The organism is Streptomyces sp. NPDC002889, from assembly GCF_042888425.1.
Lineage (GTDB): Bacteria > Actinomycetota > Actinomycetes > Streptomycetales > Streptomycetaceae > Streptomyces.
Window position 1 is genome coordinate 75,595 of record NZ_JBIAPT010000012.1, and the last position, 18,473, is coordinate 94,067.

At 71.5% G+C, this 18,473-nt stretch carries 14 protein-coding genes and 2 tRNA genes; 2 read left to right on the plus strand and 14 right to left on the minus strand.

The window, feature by feature from the left end; all coding sequences use genetic code 11:
• Positions 1-30 precede the first annotated feature (30 nt).
• The 7 genes from ACFYWI_RS19710 to leuS form a co-directional block, all read right to left on the minus strand.
• A complete protein-coding gene (locus ACFYWI_RS19710; protein WP_389233680.1) occupies positions 31-276 on the minus strand; it encodes a hypothetical protein in 246 nt (81 codons plus the stop codon).
• 19 nt (positions 277-295) lie between these two features.
• Positions 296-1,126, minus strand: a complete 831-nt coding sequence (locus ACFYWI_RS19715; RefSeq protein ID WP_389233683.1) for an arylamine N-acetyltransferase — start codon at positions 1,124-1,126, stop codon at positions 296-298.
• A gap of 194 nt (positions 1,127-1,320) precedes the next feature.
• Complete coding sequence (locus tag ACFYWI_RS19720; RefSeq protein ID WP_389233686.1) at positions 1,321-3,879, minus strand: ComEC/Rec2 family competence protein; 2,559 nt, start codon at positions 3,877-3,879, stop codon at positions 1,321-1,323.
• Positions 3,876-4,637, minus strand: a complete 762-nt coding sequence (locus tag ACFYWI_RS19725) for a helix-hairpin-helix domain-containing protein (protein ID WP_389233695.1) — start codon at positions 4,635-4,637, stop codon at positions 3,876-3,878. Before ACFYWI_RS19725 ends, ACFYWI_RS19720 begins: the two co-directional genes overlap by 4 nt.
• 517 nt (positions 4,638-5,154) lie before the next feature.
• Positions 5,155-6,000 (minus strand): DegV family protein, encoded by an 846-nt coding sequence (locus ACFYWI_RS19730; protein WP_389233698.1) that lies wholly within the window; start codon positions 5,998-6,000, stop codon positions 5,155-5,157.
• Between the two features lie 80 nt (positions 6,001-6,080).
• Positions 6,081-6,896, minus strand: a complete 816-nt coding sequence (locus ACFYWI_RS19735; RefSeq protein ID WP_389233701.1) for a hypothetical protein — start codon at positions 6,894-6,896, stop codon at positions 6,081-6,083.
• A gap of 158 nt (positions 6,897-7,054) precedes the next feature.
• Positions 7,055-9,907 carry a leucine--tRNA ligase gene (gene leuS / locus ACFYWI_RS19740; RefSeq protein ID WP_389233705.1) on the minus strand — a complete coding sequence of 951 codons (2,853 nt, stop codon included), beginning with the start codon at positions 9,905-9,907 and terminating at the stop codon, positions 7,055-7,057.
• Positions 9,908-10,445: 538 nt separating this feature from the next.
• On the opposite strand from leuS, the gene ACFYWI_RS19745 reads away from it, so the two are divergent.
• Both ACFYWI_RS19745 and ACFYWI_RS19750 read left to right on the plus strand, forming a co-directional pair.
• Positions 10,446-12,110: a hypothetical protein gene (locus ACFYWI_RS19745; RefSeq protein WP_389233708.1), complete on the plus strand. Its 1,665-nt coding sequence runs from the start codon at positions 10,446-10,448 to the stop codon at positions 12,108-12,110.
• On the plus strand, positions 12,107-13,702 hold the full coding sequence (locus tag ACFYWI_RS19750; RefSeq protein WP_389233711.1) for a ferredoxin: 1,596 nt from the start codon (positions 12,107-12,109) through the stop codon (positions 13,700-13,702). The genes ACFYWI_RS19745 and ACFYWI_RS19750 overlap by 4 nt, the downstream gene beginning before the upstream one ends.
• Positions 13,703-13,902: 200 nt before the next feature.
• Here ACFYWI_RS19750 and ACFYWI_RS19755 read toward each other — a convergent pair.
• The 7 genes from ACFYWI_RS19755 to ACFYWI_RS19785 form a co-directional block, all read right to left on the minus strand.
• Positions 13,903-13,975: transfer RNA gene (locus tag ACFYWI_RS19755), tRNA-Ala, on the minus strand.
• Positions 13,976-14,110: 135 nt separating this feature from the next.
• Positions 14,111-14,344 (minus strand): hypothetical protein, encoded by a 234-nt coding sequence (locus ACFYWI_RS19760; protein ID WP_040916346.1) that lies wholly within the window; start codon positions 14,342-14,344, stop codon positions 14,111-14,113.
• 239 nt (positions 14,345-14,583) lie between these two features.
• The gene (locus tag ACFYWI_RS19765; RefSeq protein WP_389233714.1) at positions 14,584-15,078 is read right to left on the minus strand and encodes a hypothetical protein; all 495 of its coding nucleotides are present in this window, start codon (positions 15,076-15,078) and stop codon (positions 14,584-14,586) included.
• A gap of 233 nt (positions 15,079-15,311) precedes the next feature.
• Positions 15,312-15,384, minus strand: a tRNA-Ala gene (locus tag ACFYWI_RS19770).
• 116 nt (positions 15,385-15,500) lie between these two features.
• A complete protein-coding gene (locus ACFYWI_RS19775; RefSeq protein ID WP_389233717.1) occupies positions 15,501-16,118 on the minus strand; it encodes a histidine phosphatase family protein in 618 nt (205 codons plus the stop codon).
• Between the two features lie 116 nt (positions 16,119-16,234).
• Positions 16,235-16,669, minus strand: coding sequence for a ribosome silencing factor (rsfS, locus tag ACFYWI_RS19780; RefSeq protein ID WP_389233720.1), 435 nt, complete (start codon positions 16,667-16,669; stop codon positions 16,235-16,237).
• Between the two features lie 92 nt (positions 16,670-16,761).
• Entirely contained in the window at positions 16,762-18,456 is a 1,695-nt protein-coding gene (locus ACFYWI_RS19785; protein ID WP_389233723.1) for an LCP family protein, read from the minus strand.
• Positions 18,457-18,473 lie beyond the last annotated feature (17 nt).

Below are 18,473 nucleotides of genomic sequence, written 5' to 3' on the forward strand. Positions count from 1 at the left end.
CACGGGCCACCGACAGCCCCGGGGGGACCGTCAGAGCGCCTCACGCCAGCCGTCCCAGTCGGCGACGAACTCGTCCAGGGCGGCCGCCTCCAGCCTGCCCTCCGGGTCCTCGACGACCACCAGCCACTGGGCGTCCTCGGCGTCGTCCTCACCGGCCAGGGCGTCCCGTACCAGCTGGGGCTCCTCGGCCACGCCGAACCGGTCGCCGATGGCACCGGCGACCTCCTCCGCGGCATCACGGTCGGGCAGTACCAGCACATGTCTCACATCGTCCACCGCAACATTGTGCCGTTTCTCAGCCGTGCGCCGGCCTGACCTCCGGGACCCGGTCCAGCTCCAGGCCGAAGCGGTCCCGGTACGCCGCCAGCACCTCGGCGTCGTCCCCGAGCGTCCGCTCCGCCCGCTCGCCGTGCACGGTGGTGACCAGCGTGCGGCCGCTGAGGGTGATGCGGCCGTCCTCCGTGAGCCGGGAGCAGACGAGGGACTGGGTGAAGTGGGAGGCAGGCGAGGTCCGGTGGTACCAGGCGCCGGCCTCGAAGTCGGCCAGCTCGCGCGGCCGCTGGTCGAGCCGGAACTGCGGTTCGCCGTCCCGCAGTACGTCGAGGTCCCCGTCGGGCGCCCCGACGATCCGGAACGTACCGGCCGGATCGCTCTGTTCACCCCGCTCCTCGAGCGCGAGCGGATGGTGGCTGTGATCGCCGAATCCGACATCGGCCAGCCAGGGGCCTGTGCCGTCCGCGGTCTCCACGCGCAGGGCGAGGTGGTCGTACGGGATACCCAGCCGCCCGCCCGGTCCGAAGACCCGGGCCTGCAGCAGTGTCACGCCGAAGCCGAGGCCGCGCAGCAACGCGGCGAACGCGCCGTTGAGTTCGTAGCAGAACCCGCCCCGGCGGGCCCGGACGACCTTGTCGAGCAGCGGCTTGTCCTCCAGGACCAGACTTTCCCCCAGATGGATCGAAAGGTTCTCGAAGGGAACGGCGGACAAGTGCCGCAGCTGCAGCTCACGCAGGGCCGCGGCATCCGCACGCTCGGGCCGGGCTGCTCCGATACGGCGCAGATAGGCGTCGACGGTCTCGGCCGACGGCGGGGGCGGCGGCGCGGGATGCGGCTGCGATGGCGTGTCCATGGACACAGTCTGGTCGGCCCTTCCACGCCGCGCCATGCTCCTTTGGCCGAGGTGCCCTGCACCGCTGGTCCTAAGCCTTCGGCCCGGGCCGTCCGATCGGGGGCCGGACGGCGGCCGCGGTCAGCGCACCGAGCGGGCGGAAACCGTGGATCAGCCCGAGCATGGCTTTGCACGGTCTCCTCACGGGCCCGCCGTCACGCGGTCCGGCCACCACGCGCCACGGCCCGCAGCTTCGCTCCCGCCCCCGTCACCGCGATCGCCCCGTCGAGGTCCGTACGCAGCACCAGCGCTCCCCGGTCCCGCAGCGCGCCCAAGGTGCGCGGCGCGGGGTGGCCGTACGGGTTGTCACGGCCGCAGGAGATCAGGGCCAGCCGTGGCCCTGCCCCGGCCAGCAGCCCGGGATGCTGATACGCCGAGCCGTGGTGGGCGACCTTGAGCACATCCACCGCGGGCAGGGCCGGGTGCGCCCGTATCAGCCCCTGCTGGGCGGGCGGTTCCAGATCCCCGAGGAGCAGCAGCGTCAGGCCGCCCGCGGCACGGACGTGCAGGGCGACGCTCGCGTCGTTCGGCCCGTCCGGTGCCCTACCCCGCCCCGTGCCCGGGACGGAGTCCGGCCACAGCACCTGCCAGTCCAGCCGTCCCGTGCGGCGCCGCTCCCTGGGCCACGCACGGATCACCGGCACCCCGGCCCCCGTCGCCTCACGCCGCACGAACGCCGCCTGCTCGGGGGGCTCTTCGAGCGTCGTCGTCTGGATCGCGCCGACCGACCGGCCGCGCAGCACGCCCGGCAGGCCCGCGACATGGTCGGCGTGGAAGTGAGTCACCAGCAGCAACGGGATTTCCTTGACGCCCAGTTCCCGCAGGCACCCGTCGGCGAGCTCGGGATCCGGCCCCGCGTCCACGACCACCGCCGCGCCGTCACCCGCCGCGAGGACCATGGCGTCGCCCTGCCCGACATCACACATCACGAACGCCCAGTCTGGCGGCGGCCAGCCGCTGATGACCCTGGTGAGGGGAGCCGGCCGCACCACAGTGAGCAGGAGCAGCATTACGCAGACCCCGGCTGCCCATGGGTGTCGCCACAGCCGGCGCGCGACGAGCACGGCCAAGACGGTGACGAACGCGAGCAGCAGCCCGCCGCGCCAGCCGCCCGGCCAGTGGGCCTGAGCACCGGGCAGCTGGGCCCCGGCCCGGGCGACGTCGGCGATCCAGCCCACGGGCCAGGCGGCGAGGCGCGCCAGCAGCTCGGCGGCCGGTATCGCCACAGGCGCCGCGGCGAGAGCGGCGAACCCGAGGACCGTGGCAGGAGCGACGGCGAGTTCGGCGAGAAGATTGCACGGGATCGCCACCAGGCTGACCCGTGCCGCGAACACCGCCACCACAGGGGCGCACACCGCTTGCGCAGCCGCTGCCGCCGCCAGCGCCTCGGCGAGCCGCGGCGGCACCCGTCGCCGCCGCATCGCCGCACTCCAGACCGGGGCGATCGTGAGCAGAGCGCCGGTGGCCAGGACGGAGAGCAGAAAGCCGTAACTGCGCGCCAGCCACGGGTCGTACAGCACGAGCAGCAGCACGGCGGCCGCGAGGGCCGGAACGAGCGACCTGCGCCGTCCCGTGCCGATGGCCAGCAGGGTGATCGACCCGCACGCGGCCGCGCGCAGCACACTCGGCTCCGGTCGGCACACGACGACGAAGGCCAGGGTGAGAACGCCGCCGAGCAGCGCGGTTGCGCGCAGGGTGATGCCCAACCGGGGTGCGAGGCCCCGCCGTTCGGCCAGCAGGGCGGTGCCGGGCGGACCGATCAGCAGGACGAGCACAATCGTGAGATTGCTCCCCGACACGGCGAGCAGATGGGTCAGATCGGTCGCCTCGAACGCGGCGTGCAGGTCGGGAGGGACACGTGAGGTGTCCCCCACGACCAGTCCCGGCAGCAAGGCTCGGGCGTCCGGGGCCAGTTCATCGGTCGCCTTGCGCAGCCCCGCACGCAGATCGCCTGCCGCACGCTGAAGGCGGGTCGGCCGGCCGGTGATCCGCGGCGGGCTGTTCCCCGAGGCCCTGAGCACCGCGGCGAACCTGTCGTCGGGGCGCAGCGGCGGCGCGAGCCGGCCCGTCACCCGCAGCCTGGTGGACGGCAGAAGCCGCCGCCACAGCTTGCCCGCCTCGCCAGGCCGTACGGTCACCAGGACGGGTGTGCGCGTCTCGGTGACCGCGCCGCCCGGCACGGTCACGCGTCCGGCCTCGGCGTCCAGAACGAGTATTCCGGCCGCCACCCGGTCCCCGACGACCTTGGGGCGGACGGGCCTCGGATCCGTCGATACGGTCAACTCCAGGGTTACGTAGGCATTGCGGCCGACCAGCTCGGGGAGCGGCCCGCGACGCAGATCCGCGCCGTGCAGCCCGGCGGATGCGGCCCCTGCGGAGGCGCACAGCAGCACCGCGGCGGCAGCGGTGACATTGAGCTCCCGACGCCCCCGACGCTCCCGACGCACCCGTCTCCCTCTGTCGGTCCCCACCACCGCACCGACCGGACCGGCCCGCGCACGGCTCACGGCCGCCGACAGCGGCAGCAGTGCCGTCACCAGGCCTCCCGTCACGCCGATCACCGTCCACCGGCCGGGCGCGCCCAGGGCGAGTGCCGCAGCCGCCCAGGCCGCCACCGCCGGGGGGACGAGCCGCAGATCCATGGGCCCGTCCTGGCGGGGGTCGGACGCGCCCAGCCGGTGCCCGGACTGGGCGTGAACCGCTGCGCGCGTCATGGCCGCACCAGGTTCTCGAGGTCCGCGAAGCGCCGCTCACCGATCCCGTTCACCTCACGCAGTTCCTCCACCGACCGGAAACCGCCGTTGCGTGTGCGGTAGTCGACGATGTGCTGGGCGAGCACCGGGCCGACCCCGGGCAGTGCTTCGAGCTGCTCCACGGTTGCCACGCTGAGGCTGACCGGCCCCGCCGCGGGCGCGGCCGCCGCCGGGGCGCCCGTCCCACCCGTCCCCGGTGCGGCCGGCACGCCCACCGCCACCTGTTCGCCGTCCGTCAGGTCCGTGCCGGTCCTGACGCCTCCGGCCGCGGCGAGTGCGTCGGCGACCCGTGAGCCGGCGGGCAGCCGGAGCACCCCGGGCCTGCGTACCTTGCCGCTCACATCGACGACGATCCGGGCCGTCGGCCGTGCGTCGGCGGGCGGCGGACCGGGCGACGGCGCCGGCTGTCCCGATGGCGGCTCGGGCGGGGCGGCAGCGCCCTGGTGGACCAGCTCCGGTGCCCGGACGGAGTGCGGCCTGCCCACCCAGAAGTGCTGGGCCGCGAACACCGCCGCGGCTACGAGGACCACGGCGAGCGCGGCGAGCGTTCGCGGCTCGAGCCCGCATCTGAGCTGCACCCACAGGGGCAGCCGCTCCCGCAGCGCAAGCCACATCCGCTCGCGGCCCCCGCCCCGGACCTCGGACCCGGCCGGCTCCGTATCCACGTCTGCCCCGGCGCCCGCCGTACCCCGCCCCAGGTCCGGTGGCGCGGCTGCCACGGTCCGCTCCAGTACTGCCACCCGTCCCCGGTTCGACCCGCCGGTCCTGCCGGGCCCGGTACCGGCGCCGCCCCGATGTCCGACGGGTCTGCGCACCGCCACCTCGGACAGTTCAGACAGCCTGGACACCTCGGACGCGCCGGGCACCGCCGAAGCCGCGGGCGGCCTCATGGGCTCGACAGGCCTCCGGCCCTGGCCTGCGCCCGCACCCGCCACACCGCCGAACAGCTCATCCGCACGTCGGCGCAGAGCGGTGGCCCCCGCGGCCGAAGCATGTCTGCCATGACGTCCGCCAAGACGTCGGCCATGACCTCGGCCGTGACGTCGGCCGTGACGAGCGCGGCTGTCAGAGGCCGGGGCGCGGCCCGGCCCACTGGTTGCGGAATGTGATCGAAGAGCCATGCCTCAGGACGGTAGGCACATTCGCCCGAACCCGCCGAGGGGCCCCAATTCCGGTGGATAACCGCGCCGTTGTGTACAACTCGGCCACCCTTACGAGTGACCGCCACCGCGTCCGTCAGCGCGCCGAGACCACGACCGCCAGCAGTCCCGGTCCCGTGTGCGCCCCGATGACCGCACCGACCTCGCTGAGATGCAGTTCGGCCAGCCCCGGCACCCGCGCGCGCAGCCGGTCCGCGAGCGCCGCGGCCCGCTCGGGCGCGGCCAGGTGGTGCACGGCGATGTCGACCGGGCTGGCGCCCGCCCGTTCGACGGCGATCTCCTCCAGCCTGGCGATCGCCTTCGAAGCCGTGCGCACCTTCTCCAGCGGCCCGATCCGGCCACCTTCCAGCTGCAGCAGCGGCTTCATGGCGAGCGCCGAGCCGAGCAGCGCCTGCGCCGCCCCGATGCGGCCCCCGCGGCGCAGATAGTCGAGGGTGTCGACGTAGAAGTACGCGGATGTGCCCGCGGCCCGCTTCTCCGCGGCGGCCACCGCCTCGTCGAGCGAGCCCCCCGCCTCCGCCGTCGCCGCGGCCGCCAGCGCGCAGAATCCCTGGGCCATGGCGACCATCCCCGTGTCCACCACCCGCACCGGCACCGGAGCGTCCTTGGCGGCCAGCACCGCCGCGTCGTAGGTTCCGGAGAACTCCGCCGACAGATGCAGCGAGACGATCCCGGTCGCGCCGGCCTCCGCGCTCGCGCGGTATGCCGCCGCGAACATCTCGGGGCTGGGCCGTGAGGTGGTCACCGGGCGTCGTTTCTGCAGCGCCAGGGCCAGCGAGCGGGCCGAGATCTCGGTGCCCTCTTCCAGTGCTCGGTCGCCGAGCACGACGGTCAACGGCACCGCGGTGATGCCGTGCCGCTCCATCGCCGGGTGTGGCAGGTAGGCCGTGGAATCGGTGACGATCGCGACATGGCGGGACATGAGCGGGAGGTTACCCGCCGGGGCCACCGGACGGCAGCCCGGGCCCGCCCCCGATGATCCCCAAGGACCGCGGTGAGCGGTCAGTTCGACGTCTCGGGGCGCGGCGACTTCTGCCACGGGTACGTGGTCTGCGCTCGTGGATCGCGCGCGGTGATCGCCTGCGGCTGACCGGCCACCGGCCGCTCCCCGTCCGGCCATGTCTGCTCGGGCGCCGCCCCGTCCGCGACCTGCCCGGCCTGGGGCCAGGACGCCGGTTCCTGACCGCTCCCGGGCGATGCCGTGCCCGTACCGGCTCCCGCCGGACGCGGCGCATCATCCGCACCCGGTGTATCCGCCGCATCGCCCTCGTCCGGCGCCGACCAGTGCCGCAGCGCCCCCGCCTCCATGTCGATCTGCGTGCTCAGCGCGTCCAGGTCGTCTTCGGCGAACTTCTGCGCCCGGTCACGCGCGGCCCATCGCAGCGACTCGGCGGACCGCGTGATGCGCTCCGTACGCTCACGCAGTCCGGGAAGCAGCGAGGCCACCGTCGCCCGGTCGGGCTCGCGCTCCAGCCGCTTGAGTTCGCCGTCCAGTTCATGCCCGTGCGCACTGAGCCGGCGGAAGAGCGCCAGGGACTCGGACAGTGAGGCGTCCTCGGCCACGCCCGCCTGCAGGGCATCCTGGGTCGCCCTCATCGACGTACGCAGCGACAGCCGCAGCTGCGCCAGCTCGCCGGTCACGCCGATCTGTCCGTAGCTCTTCGCGCGCAGTGCGGTCTCCTCGACGGTCCGGCGCGCCTGGGTGACCGTGCGCTCCACACCGCGCTTGGCGGCCTGGACGGCCTTCACGGTGACGAAGACACCCAATGCCACGAAGGCGAAGAAGAGCAGCGCCAGGATGAGAATCACGGCTTCCATGTGCGCCCTCCGGCATCGAATGCGATCTGTCCAGTCCTTCCGGCCCTTCCGGTCCGACTGTGGTCCCTCAACCGTAAACGGAGCGGGCAGGCCGAGGGTTCCATCGAGACCCCCAACCTGCCCGTAGGGGAAAGCCCCCAGAGCTCCGGCACAGCGCGTTACGCGGGCACGATGTTGACCAGCTTCGGCGCGCGCACGATCACCTTGCGGATGCCGGCACCGTCCAGCGCCGCGACGACCGCCGCGTCACCCAGCGCCAGCGCCTCCAGCTCTTCGTCCGAGATCGACGGGGAGACCTCCAGCCGCGCCTTGACCTTGCCCTTGATCTGCACGACACAGGTCACGGTCTCGTCGACGACGTACGCCGGGTCGGCGACCGGGAAGTCCTGGTGCACGACCGAGTCGGTGCGGCCCAGCCTGTGCCACAGCTCCTCGGCGATGTGCGGGGCCAGCGGCGCGATCAGCAGCACCAGCCGCTCCGCCACGCTCCTCGACAGTGGGCCGCCCGCCTTGGTCAGGTGGTTGTTCAGCTCGGTGATCTTGGCGATGGCCGTGTTGAAGCGCAGGGCCGCCAGATCCCCTCCGGCACCGTCGATGGCCTTGTGCAGGGCGCGCAGCGTCCCCTCGTCGGGCTCGCTGTCGACGACCGTGATCTCGCCGGTCGCCTCGTCGACGATGTTGCGCCACAGCCGCTGCAGCAGCCGGTACTGGCCGACCACGGCACGCGTGTCCCAGGGCCGGGAGACGTCCAGCGGGCCCATGGCCATCTCGTACAGACGCAGCGTGTCCGCGCCGTACTCGGCGCAGATCTCGTCCGGAGTGACGGCGTTCTTCAGGGACTTGCCCATCTTGCCCAGCTCGCGCTTGACGGGCTCGCCCTCGAAGTAGAAGGCACCGTCCCGCTCCTCGACCTCGGCGGCGGCCACCGGGAAGCCACGGCCGTCCCGGTAGACGTACGCCTGGATCATGCCCTGGTTGAACAGCCTGTGGAACGGCTCGACCGAGGAGACATGGCCCAGGTCGAACAGCACCTTGGACCAGAACCGTGCGTACAGCAGGTGCAGTACGGCGTGCTCGGCGCCGCCGACGTACAGGTCGACGCCGCCGTGCGGCTGCCCCTCGCGCGGCCCCATCCAGTACTGCTCGATCTCGGGGTCGACCAGCTTGCTGTCGTTGTGCGGGTCCAGGTAGCGCAGTTCGTACCAGCAGGAACCGGCCCAGTTCGGCATGGTGTTGGTTTCGCGCCGGTAGCGCTTGACGCCGTCGCCCAGGTCCAGTTCCACATCGACCCAGTCCTCGTTGCGCGACAGCGGGGTCTCGGGCCGGGTGTCCGCGTCGTCCGGGTCGAAGGTGCGCGGCGAGTAGTCGTCGACCTCCGGCAGCTCCAGCGGCAGCATCGACTCGGGCAGCGCGTGGGCGACGCCGTCCTCGTCGTAGACGATCGGGAATGGCTCGCCCCAGTAGCGCTGCCGGCTGAACAGCCAGTCGCGCAGCCTGAAGTTGATGGTGCCCTCGCCGACGCCCTTGGCGACCAGCCACTCGATGATCTTGCTCTTGGCCTCGGCGACGCCCAGACCGTTCAGCGAGATCTCGTCGTTGGACGAGTTGATCGCCGGACCCTGTCCGGTGAACGCCTCGCCCTCCCAGCCCTCCGGGGGCTGCACGGTACGGATGATGGGCAGCCCGAAGGCCTCGGCGAACTCCCAGTCGCGCTCGTCCTGGCCGGGGACGGCCATGATCGCGCCGGTGCCGTACCCCATCAGCACGTAGTCGGCGACGAAGACGGGGATCCGCTCGCCGGTGACCGGGTTACGGGCGTACGCACCGCTGAAGACACCGGTCTTGTTCTTGTGCTCGGTCTGGCGCTCGACGTCGCTCTTGGTCTGCGCCTGCTTCCGGTAGGCGCAGACGGCGTCGGCCGGAGTGGCCGCGCCGCCGGTCCATGTCTCCTCGACGCCCTGCGGCCACTCGTCCGGGACGATGGAGTCGATCAGGCCGTGCTCGGGCGCCAGCACCATGTAGGTGGCGCCGAACAGGGTGTCGGGGCGGGTGGTGAACACGGTGATCTGCGCGTCGTCGTGGCCCTCGACCGGGAAGTGGACGCGCGCGCCCTCGGAGCGGCCGATCCAGTTGCGCTGCTGCAGCTTGATGGCCTCCGGCCAGTCCAGCGCGTCCAGGTCGTCCAGCAGCCGGTCGGCGTAGGCGGTGATGCGCATGTTCCACTGGCGCAGCTTCGCCTTGAAGACGGGGAAGTTGCCGCGCTCTGAGCGGCCGTCGGCGGTCACCTCTTCGTTGGCCAGCACGGTGCCCAGCCCCGGGCACCAGTTGACCGGCGCGTCGGAGGCGTACGCCAGGCGGTACTGGCCCAGCACGTCGGAACGCTCCGTGGCGCTCAGCTCACTCCAGGCACGCCCCCCGGGAACGGCACGCTCACCGCTCTCGAACCGGGCCACCAGCTCGTCGATCGGACGGGCCTTGTTCGCCGCCTCGTCGAACCAGGAGTTGAAGATCTGCAGGAAGATCCATTGGGTCCACTTGTAGTACTGCGGGTCGATCGTCGCGACCGACCGGCGCTTGTCGTGGCCCAGACCCAGCCGGCGCAGCTGGCGCTTCATGTTCTCCATGGCCGCCTCGGTCGACACCCGCGGGTGCGTACCGGTGGCCACCGCATGCTGCTCGGCCGGCAGACCGAAGGCGTCGAAGCCCAGGGTGTGCAGGACATTGTGCCCGGTCATGCGCTGGTGGCGGGCGTAGACGTCGGTGGCGATGTAACCCAGGGGGTGCCCCACGTGCAGGCCCGCACCCGAGGGGTAGGGGAACATGTCCATGACGAACTTCTTGGGCTTGGCCGCCAGGGCCGCGTCCCCGGCCAGATCACCGCTCGGATTGGGGGTCTCGTACGTCCCGTCGGCGTCCCAGATGTCCTGCCAGCGTGCCTCGATGTCGGCCGCCATGGCAGCCGTGTAACGATGCGGGGCTGCCGCCTCGGCAGCCGAATTCATCTCGCTCATGATCCTTAAAGCTCCATCGATCGTCTCTGCCTGCGCTGTGTCATCCACCGGTGAAATGAAAAAGCCCCTCGCACAGGAGGGGACGCCGCGCCGATTCCGACCGGATCTTTCATCCGTCAGGACTGATCAGCGCGGCTCGCTAAGCAGAAGGCGTACGGCACGCATGGCGTCAGGGTACCGCAGCCGAGGAACCGGTCGCATGGAGGAAACCCCGAGGCACCCGGCGACAGCCCCTGGACGCCCTTTTGGGATCATCGCCGCAGCACATCGGCACCACATCGCCATCACACCGGCGCCACTTGAACGCCGGGGCGATGCCACCCGTAGATCACTCGGAGACCGCGAACACCACCGCGGCTTCCCGACAGTAAGGATCAAGCCGTCCGGGTTACTCCGCGTATCAACCCTATCCAGGGCAACCCCAAAGTCAGTTGCCCGTAGTTCACCTCCATAAACGCCGAAACTCCCTACCAGCTGGTATGCCTCGACCTAGAGTGCGTCAACGGGACAGCTTTCCCGCACCATTCGGAGTCGCCCCATGAACCCTCGTCTCAAGATGCGTATGTCGCCCGACTCGGGCCCCGGACTCAGCCGCCCGGTGCAAGGCGGCCTTTACGTGGCCGCGTTGGTGCTCATACCCCTGCTCGCCATCGGAGGCAGCGACAGTTTCCGCGCCACGCTCGACTTCACCACCGGGGTCCTGTCCCTGGTGTCCTTGACCGCCTCTATCGCGTGGGGCCTCCTCGCCACCGACCGGCTGCTGCTCTCCCCCCGCCACCGCCTGCTGGCCCAGGGCATCCACCGGACCACCGCGATGGCCTCGCTCGGCTTCCTGCTGCTGCACGGCACCGTGAAGGTCTCCCTGGGACATGTGGAGTTGATCGGCGCCCTCATCCCGTTCGGGCTGGGGGTCACCGGCACGTCCGCGCTCATCGGGTTCGGATCGCTCGCCGGATTCCTGATGGTGGTCGCCGCCACGACCGGTGTGCTGCGCAGCGCCCTGGCCGGCAACATCCGCGTCGCGGGCCGCTGGCGGCCGCTGCACATGCTGGCGTACCCGGCCTGGTGCTCGGCGCTGGTCCACGGCCTGTACACCGGCCGGCCGGCCGCCACCTGGGTCGTGACCATGTACTGCCTCGCACTGGGCGGAGTGGCCGCCGCCGTCTCCGTACGGCTGCTGCCGAGGCCGGTGCAGCGGCGCATCGCCGCCAAGATCATGACGCTGACCGGAGCCGCAGGGGACGGACCGGCCGCAGCCGACGAGCAGGCTCAGCGCGACCTGATGACCGCCCCGCTGCCGGGCGTCAGTGGCGTGAAAGCGGAGGGCGGTGTGAACGGGAGGCGCCGCTCGACCGTATCCGCGGGTATGGATCGTATGGACCGCATGAGCGGCATGGGCGGCGTTCCGTCACAGCGCCCGTACGAACAGGACTTCCAGCCACCCCTCGGCCAGGCGCGTGCCCAGCCCCCGCGGATCGCCGCCCCTTCACCGCAGCTGTACGAAGCCCCGCGCCCGGCCGAGCCCGAGCCGACCACCACGACCACGACCTCGGGCAGCGGCCTGAGCGGCGGCCGTGGCCCCGGCATGGCCGCCGCCTACCGCGCGGTCTCCCTCGGGGGCGAGGCTCCGCTCGCCGAGCGGGTGCCGATGACCGAGGAGATACCCGTGGTGTCCGAGACGGGTCCCCTTCCGGGATCCTGGCCCACCCCCTCACCGCCGCCGCCGGCCCAGGCCGTGCGGCCCGCGCCGTCCACGGCACCCACCTATGACACCCCGCCCCCGCCACAGTTCGAGACGGCCCCTTCGTACGACACCCCGCCCACGTACGAGACCGGCAGCGCCCCGTACGGCGCCACCGGCGCCGGCTTCGACCCCACGTCCGCGGGGTTCGACACCGCGTCCACCGGCTACGACGCCCCGTCCGGCGGCTTCGACGACCCGCTCACCGGCTACGGCACCGCGCCCTCCGGCTTCGACGCCACCGCCGGGTACGACGCCACCGCGGCGTACGCTCCGACCCCCTCGTACGACGCCGGTCCTTCGTACGACCCCGCCGCCTCGAACGAGGCCACGTACCCGTACACACCGCCCTCGTACGAGACGGGCAGCACCCCCGTGTACGAGGACACAACAGCCATGCCCGGACTCTTCCAGCCCCCGGCCGGTGAACCCTGGCACGCACCCGCAGGAGAACGACCGTGAACGCCCCGCTCCCCGATGTCCCAGAAGTCCGTGTGGTCGGCCTTCCCCAGCTGACCCAGGGCTTCGACCTGGTCGACCGGCTCGATCTGCCGATGCACCTGAAGGTGCACGGACCGCTCGAGCCGGTGAGCGGTGAGCGACTGGCGCAGCTCGCCGAGGAGATATCCCTCACCGGCCGGGGCGGCGCGGGTTTCCCCTTCTCCAAGAAGCTCCGTGCCGTGGCCAAGTCCGCGATCCGGCGCGGCGTGCGACCTGTCGTCGTGGTCAACGGGAGCGAGGGCGAGCCCCCCTGCCGCAAGGACACGGTGCTGCTCAACCGCGCGCCCCACCTCATCCTCGACGGCGCCCTGCTGGCCGCCGAGGCGCTCGGCGCGCGCACCCTGGTCGTGGCCGTGACCCGGAACTCCACCGAGGTCTCCATCCGCGCAGCGCTGGCCGAGCGTGGACTGTCCGACCGGCGCGGGCAGGCTCTTCGCGCCCGCGTGGTGCGCACCCCCGAGCGCATGGTCTCCGGTGAGGCGTCCTCGGTCATCCGCGCCGTCAACGGTGGCCCCGCAATGCCCCCCGGACGCCGCGAGCGTGCCGCCGAGTCCGGTGTGGGCGGCGCCCCGACACTGCTGTCCAACGCCGAGACCTTCGCGCAGCTGGCCGTGGCCGCCCGGATCGGCTCCCGCCGCTACCGCAACACCGGCCTGGACTCCGAGCCGGGCACCGTCATGCTGACGATCTCCGGCGCGGTGGCGCGCCCCATGGTGATCGAGGTGCCCACCGGCGTTCCGCTGCGGTACGTGCTCCAGCTGGCCGGCGCCCCGCCGCTCCCCCAGGGCGTGCTCACCGGCGGTTACCACGGCAACTGGATCGATTCGATCGGCGTCCACGAGTCCGTCGTCTCGAAGGCGTCGCTGGCGGCCGTGGGCGGGGCCCTGGGCGCGGGCGCGATCCTGCCGATCGGCCCCGAGACCTGTCCGCTGGGAGAGGCGCTGCGGGTGGCCAACTGGCTGGCCGCCGAGACAGCAGGCCAGTGCGGCCCCTGCCGGCTCGGCCTGCCCGCCGCGGCCGGCGGCCTGTCGGATGTCATCAACGGCGGCGGACCGGCCGCTCTGGAGGCGCTGCGCGAGGTCACACAGGCCGTGAAGGGCCGCGGGGCGTGCAAGCACCCGGACGGCTCAGTGCGGTTCTTCCAGTCGACGCTGTCCGCCTTCACGGACGACCTGGCCGCGCATGTGCTCGACGGCGGCTGCGGGCGTGAGACGGTCGGCGTGCTGCCGCTGCCCGGCGAGGGCTACCAGGACGAGGTGGAGTCGATCCCGAGCGGCGAGAAGGTCTTCATCGACTGGACGCTGTGCCAGGGCCACGGACTGTGCGCGGACATCGTCCCCGAGCTGATCCGGATCAACCCGGACGGCTTCCCGTCGGTGGCCGACGCGGTGGTGCCGATGCACATGCGGGGACGCGCCCAGCGCGCCGTACGACGCTGTCCCGCGCTGGCGATGCGTATCGAGCAGACAGCGCCCCCCACGCCGCCGAAGCCCTCCTCGCGCCCCGAGCTGCCGAGCTCCGGCCGCAAGGCCCTCGGCCCCGGCCGCGGTTAGGGTCTTTCTTTCGGATCAGGCCGGATCAGTGACCGGGGTCCGGTGCTGGGGGCATCTCCCACGCCGAAGGCTGTGGGGGAGCGTGCCAGGGCACGCGAACCCGCAGGATCCGAAAGAGAGGCCCCTGGCCGACCGGCCCGTGCACAAGGAAGCGGGCCACCCGATCCGGGTGGCCCGCTTCCTTGTGTGTTCTCCTGCTGTGGAGCTAAGGAGAATTGAACTCCTGACCTCCTGCATGCCATGCAGGCGCTCTACCAACTGAGCTATAGCCCCTTGCGATGCGCCGCCCCGTTCCCGGGTTTCCCCCGCGGCGACGTGGACAACATTAACGTCCCCGCTCACGCATCACCAAATCGTTTCCGTTCTGCCTCGACAAGGACAGTAACGCCCCTTTTTCGTGACGACGGGTCAGGCCGTGGCGAACGAGTAGAACCGCTTGAGAGTGCAGTGCTCGTCGAGCAGCCGGCCGTAGATCGGCTCGCCCTCGAGCTCCCGGTACGTCTCGATGGGGTCGCCCTTTATGATCAGCGCCCGCGCGCACTCCTCGCACCAGTACTGGTACTCGGGGTTGATCGGGTCCATGTCACGGACGATCGGCGTACCACTGCCGCACCAATCACATTTACGCCTGTGTGCACCCATAGTCAGCTCCAGCTGTGGCCGCAGGCCGTGCACACGTAGGACACGCCGCCATTGTCACCGAGGACCTGGGCGACATGGGCCGAACCGCAGGACGGACAACTGAGGCGAGCGCATGCCGCTGCCGTGGCAAGCAGGTCGTCGGCCTCATGGGCCTCCTCGCCGCCGGACATCGCGCACTCCCTCCCGTACGGCCGGTGTCCCCTCCGGCCGTCCGATTCTGCCATGACCACGCAAGAGGGTCAGCGGCGTTTGCGAAGGAGATCGGCCACGACGCGCACCGCGCAGTCGGCGGCGCCCACCACGCCCCCGGCTGCCGACGCAAGCAGGGTCACCCACAGGGCGTCCGTGGCGGCCCGCTGCAGGACGTAGCGGGTGCGACCGTCGACGGTGGGGCCGTGGGCGAGCGCCGGGCCGTCTCCGACGCCCAGGAAGGCCGTGTACGGGGCCGGACGGCCGTGCAGCGGCCCCGCAGCACCGCGCCCGCCCGCGGCACCGGCGAGCGCGATCAGCACGAACCCGCCCTGCACCAGGGCCTTTTGCGGACAGGCGGACCGGTAACACGGGGTCGACCGGACCGCCCCGAAGACCACCGGGGCGGGTGCGGACATCGTCCCCGCACGCGGCACACTGTGACCGAGACCACTCTGGACATGGAGGGTGAGGGCGAAGAGGAAGCCGGCACTCACCGAGCTGGTCCGCACGGCCGCAAGGCCGATGCCGGGTGTACGCGGCACCCGCGGAGCGCTCGGCGGGGCGCCGCCCCCGCCCGGCCGGTCACGATGCGTCCGGCGAAACAAGGCCGAAGATCACCGCGGAGGCGTTCTGCCTCGGCACAACTGGCCGGTGTCCGCGGCGAGTCCGCCGGCGAGGGACAGTGAGGTGAAGAGCGCCCAGAGCGCCCCCTGTTGCGGGCACCTCGTGCAGACGCAAAGAATCCCGCCCCCTGACGAGGACGGGATCTTGTCTGTGGAGCTAAGGAGAATTGAACTCCTGACCTCCTGCATGCCATGCAGGCGCTCTACCAACTGAGCTATAGCCCCGCGTGTTCTTCGCGCTCCGCGCTGCGAACAAGAAGAACTTTAGCCTGCGACCTGCCGGAAAGTGAAATCCGGCCCCGGGGCAGTCTCCGGTGGTGAAGGCCGGGGCCACCCGGGGCTCAGGTGTCGTCGCCGAGCACCGGCTCGGGAAGGGTGCCGGCGTTGTGCTCGAGCAGCCGCCAGCCGCGCGCGCCCTCGCCGAGGACCGACCAGCAACAGTTGGACAGCCCGCCCAGGCTCTCCCAGTGGTGGGCCTCGAGACCGAGCAGCCGGCCGATGGTGGTGCGGATGGTGCCGCCGTGGCTGACCACGACGAGCGTGCCGTCGTCGGGCAGCTTGTCGGCGTGGTGCAGCACGACCGGAGCGGCCCGGTCGGCGACCTCGGTCTCCAGCTCACCGCCGCCTCGCCGCACGGGCTCGCCGCGCTTCCAGGCGGCGTACTCCTCGCCGTACAGCCCGACGATCTCGTCGTGCGTCAGGCCCTGCCAGACGCCCGCGTAGGTCTCACGCAGTGCCGAGTCGTAGCAGATGTCGAGCCCTATGATCCCGGCCAGCTCGCCGGCCGTCGCAGCGGCCCGCTTGAGGTCGGAGGCGACGATCGCGTCCGGCTTGAGCGAGGCGAGCAGCCGTGCGGCGCGGCGTGCCTGGGAGAGACCGGTGTCGGTCAGCTCGATGTCCGTGGAGCCCTGGAAGCGGCGCTCGAGGTTCCAGGCGGTCTGACCGTGGCGCCACAGCACGACACGGCGGCCTCGGCCGCCCCGCCTGCTGCTCTCGGCCGTGTCGCTGCCGGGCCCGGACCCGGCCGCGCCGGAGCCGGTGGTGGCCCCGGCGCTGCTCCCACTGGTGCTGCCGTTCAGCTCAGCTCACCGTCCGGAGCACCGGCAGAGAGCTGCGCGTGCTCCTGAGCCTTGCCACGGGTCTTCAGGGCGTCCTCGGGCAGCGGCAGCTCGGGGCAGTCCTTCCACAGCCGCTCGAGGGCGTAGAAGACGCGCTCCTCGCTGTGCTGGACGTGCACGACGATGTCCACGTAGTCCAGCAGGATCCAGCGGGCGTCGCGGTCGCCCTCGCGGCGCACCGGCTTGGCGCCGAGCTCCTTGTTCAGCCGCTCCTCGATCTCGTCGACGATCGACTTGACCTGGCGGTCGTTGGGCGCGGAGGCGAGCAGGAAGGCGTCGGTGATCGACAGCACGTCGCTGACGTCGTAAGCGATGATGTCGTGCGCGAGCCGGTCGGCTGCCGCCTGGGCAGCGGCGTTGACGAGCTCGATGGAGCGGTCCGTAGCGGTCACAAGCAGGCTTTCGTCGGCGGTCGGGAACCCTTCAAGGGTCTCACGGACCGCCGACGGGCCACCAAGTGATTGCTCCGGCCGCCCCGCGCCGGCTACTCGATCTTGTAGTCGGAGCCCAGGACGACCGACACATCGGCGTTGGTGGCGGCCTTGCCCTTCTTGACCGCGCTCGCCGGCAGCCCCAGGGTCTTGGCGACCTCCGCCGCCTTGGCCCTGGCCGCCTCGTCACCATAGGTGACCTGCGAGGACGACGCGATGCCGGACTTGCCGCCGTCGACGACCGAGTAGCCGCCGTTGACCAGCGAGATCCTCGCGGCTTCCGTGGCCTTGGGATTGCCACTGGCGTTCTTGATGCCCACGCGGACCGCGGCATCCTTGTCGGGAGCGCTGACCGATCCGCCCAGGATGTCCTTGACCACACTGCTCGCGGCCTGGTCGGTGAGCGTGCCGTCCTCCTGCACGGGCAGCATTGCCGTCCTGTAGTCGCCACCCTTGGCGTTCTGGGCGAGACCCGCCAGCGAGACGCCCAGGTCGTTCTCGTCCAGCGAGGGGTCGAGGATCTGCGCCAGGGTCTCCACGACGACGGTCGCGGACTTCGGGTCGTCCGGGAACTTCTTCAGCACGCTCTGCATGACCTGTCCGAACCGCTGCAGCTGCTTCGCCTCGGCCTCTCCGGGCCCGAGATAGGTGGCGTAGGCGACGGCCATCCGTCCGTTGAGCGTCTGGTTCTCGCCCTTCTTCACCAGCGGGTCCTCACCCTTCTTCGCACCGGGGACCTCGGTGTCGGTGGTCAGGTCGATCGTGCCGACCAGCTCGACGAGGTTCTCCAGATACGGGGTGTCCAGCCGCCAGGTTCCGGTGATCTTGGCCCCGAGCAGGGTGCCGATCGCCTCCCGGGTGCCGGTGGATCCGTCGTCCTCGACGGACTTGGCGAGGGTGGTGGCGGTGCCGTCGTCGTTGGCGACCGAGAGCGCGTTGGGGAGCAGGACCGTGGTGCCCTGCTTGGTCGTGACGTTGTCGACCAGCAGCGCGGTGGAGGTGCCCGCCTTCTTGGTGTTGTGCAGGTGCACGACGATCACATCGCGCTTCTGCGGCCCGGTCGCCGTGTTGCCTGTGCCCTCGGAGTCCGAGAGGCCGGGCAGTTTGCCCGCGTACCAGAGGTATCCGACGCCGCCGACCAGGACGAGGGCCATCGTGACGACAAGGGCGACGACACGGTTGCGGCCGCGGCGCTTGGCCTCTTCACGCCGCTCGGAGCGGCTCTCGGTGAATTTCAGCCAGTCGATGACGTCTTCGGAGTCATCGTCCGGCTCCTCGATGAACGAGAACTGCTCGGTCCGGTAGTCCCGCTCGGGCGCGGGCCGGCGCTGCTCCGGGACCACGGGCGACTCGGGGCGAACCCGTGGCGCCTGCTGCCCGGACGGGGCCGACGGCGCAGCCTGCTGCTGGGGGATGTTCCACTGCTGGGTGGTGTCGACGGCCGAGGGCTGAGTGCCTGTGTCGTAGCCGTATCCGTCGTAGCTGCCGTAGCCGTACCCCTGGGTCTGGGGCTGCTGCGTCTGCGGCTGCTGGGGGTAGGACTGGGCGTACGGGTCGTATCCGTACGGCTGCCCGTGCCCCTGCTGCCCCTGCTGCCCCTGCTGCCCGGACTGGTCCTGCTGCTCGTCGTGCTGGGCGTACGGGTCGTACTGCTGAGGTTGCTGATACACCGGCTGCCCGTACTGGTCGTAGCCGATGATCTGCGGCTGCGGGTAGTACGGGTCGTACGGATTGTGCTGGTCGTTCACCGGTGCCCCTCTCCGTG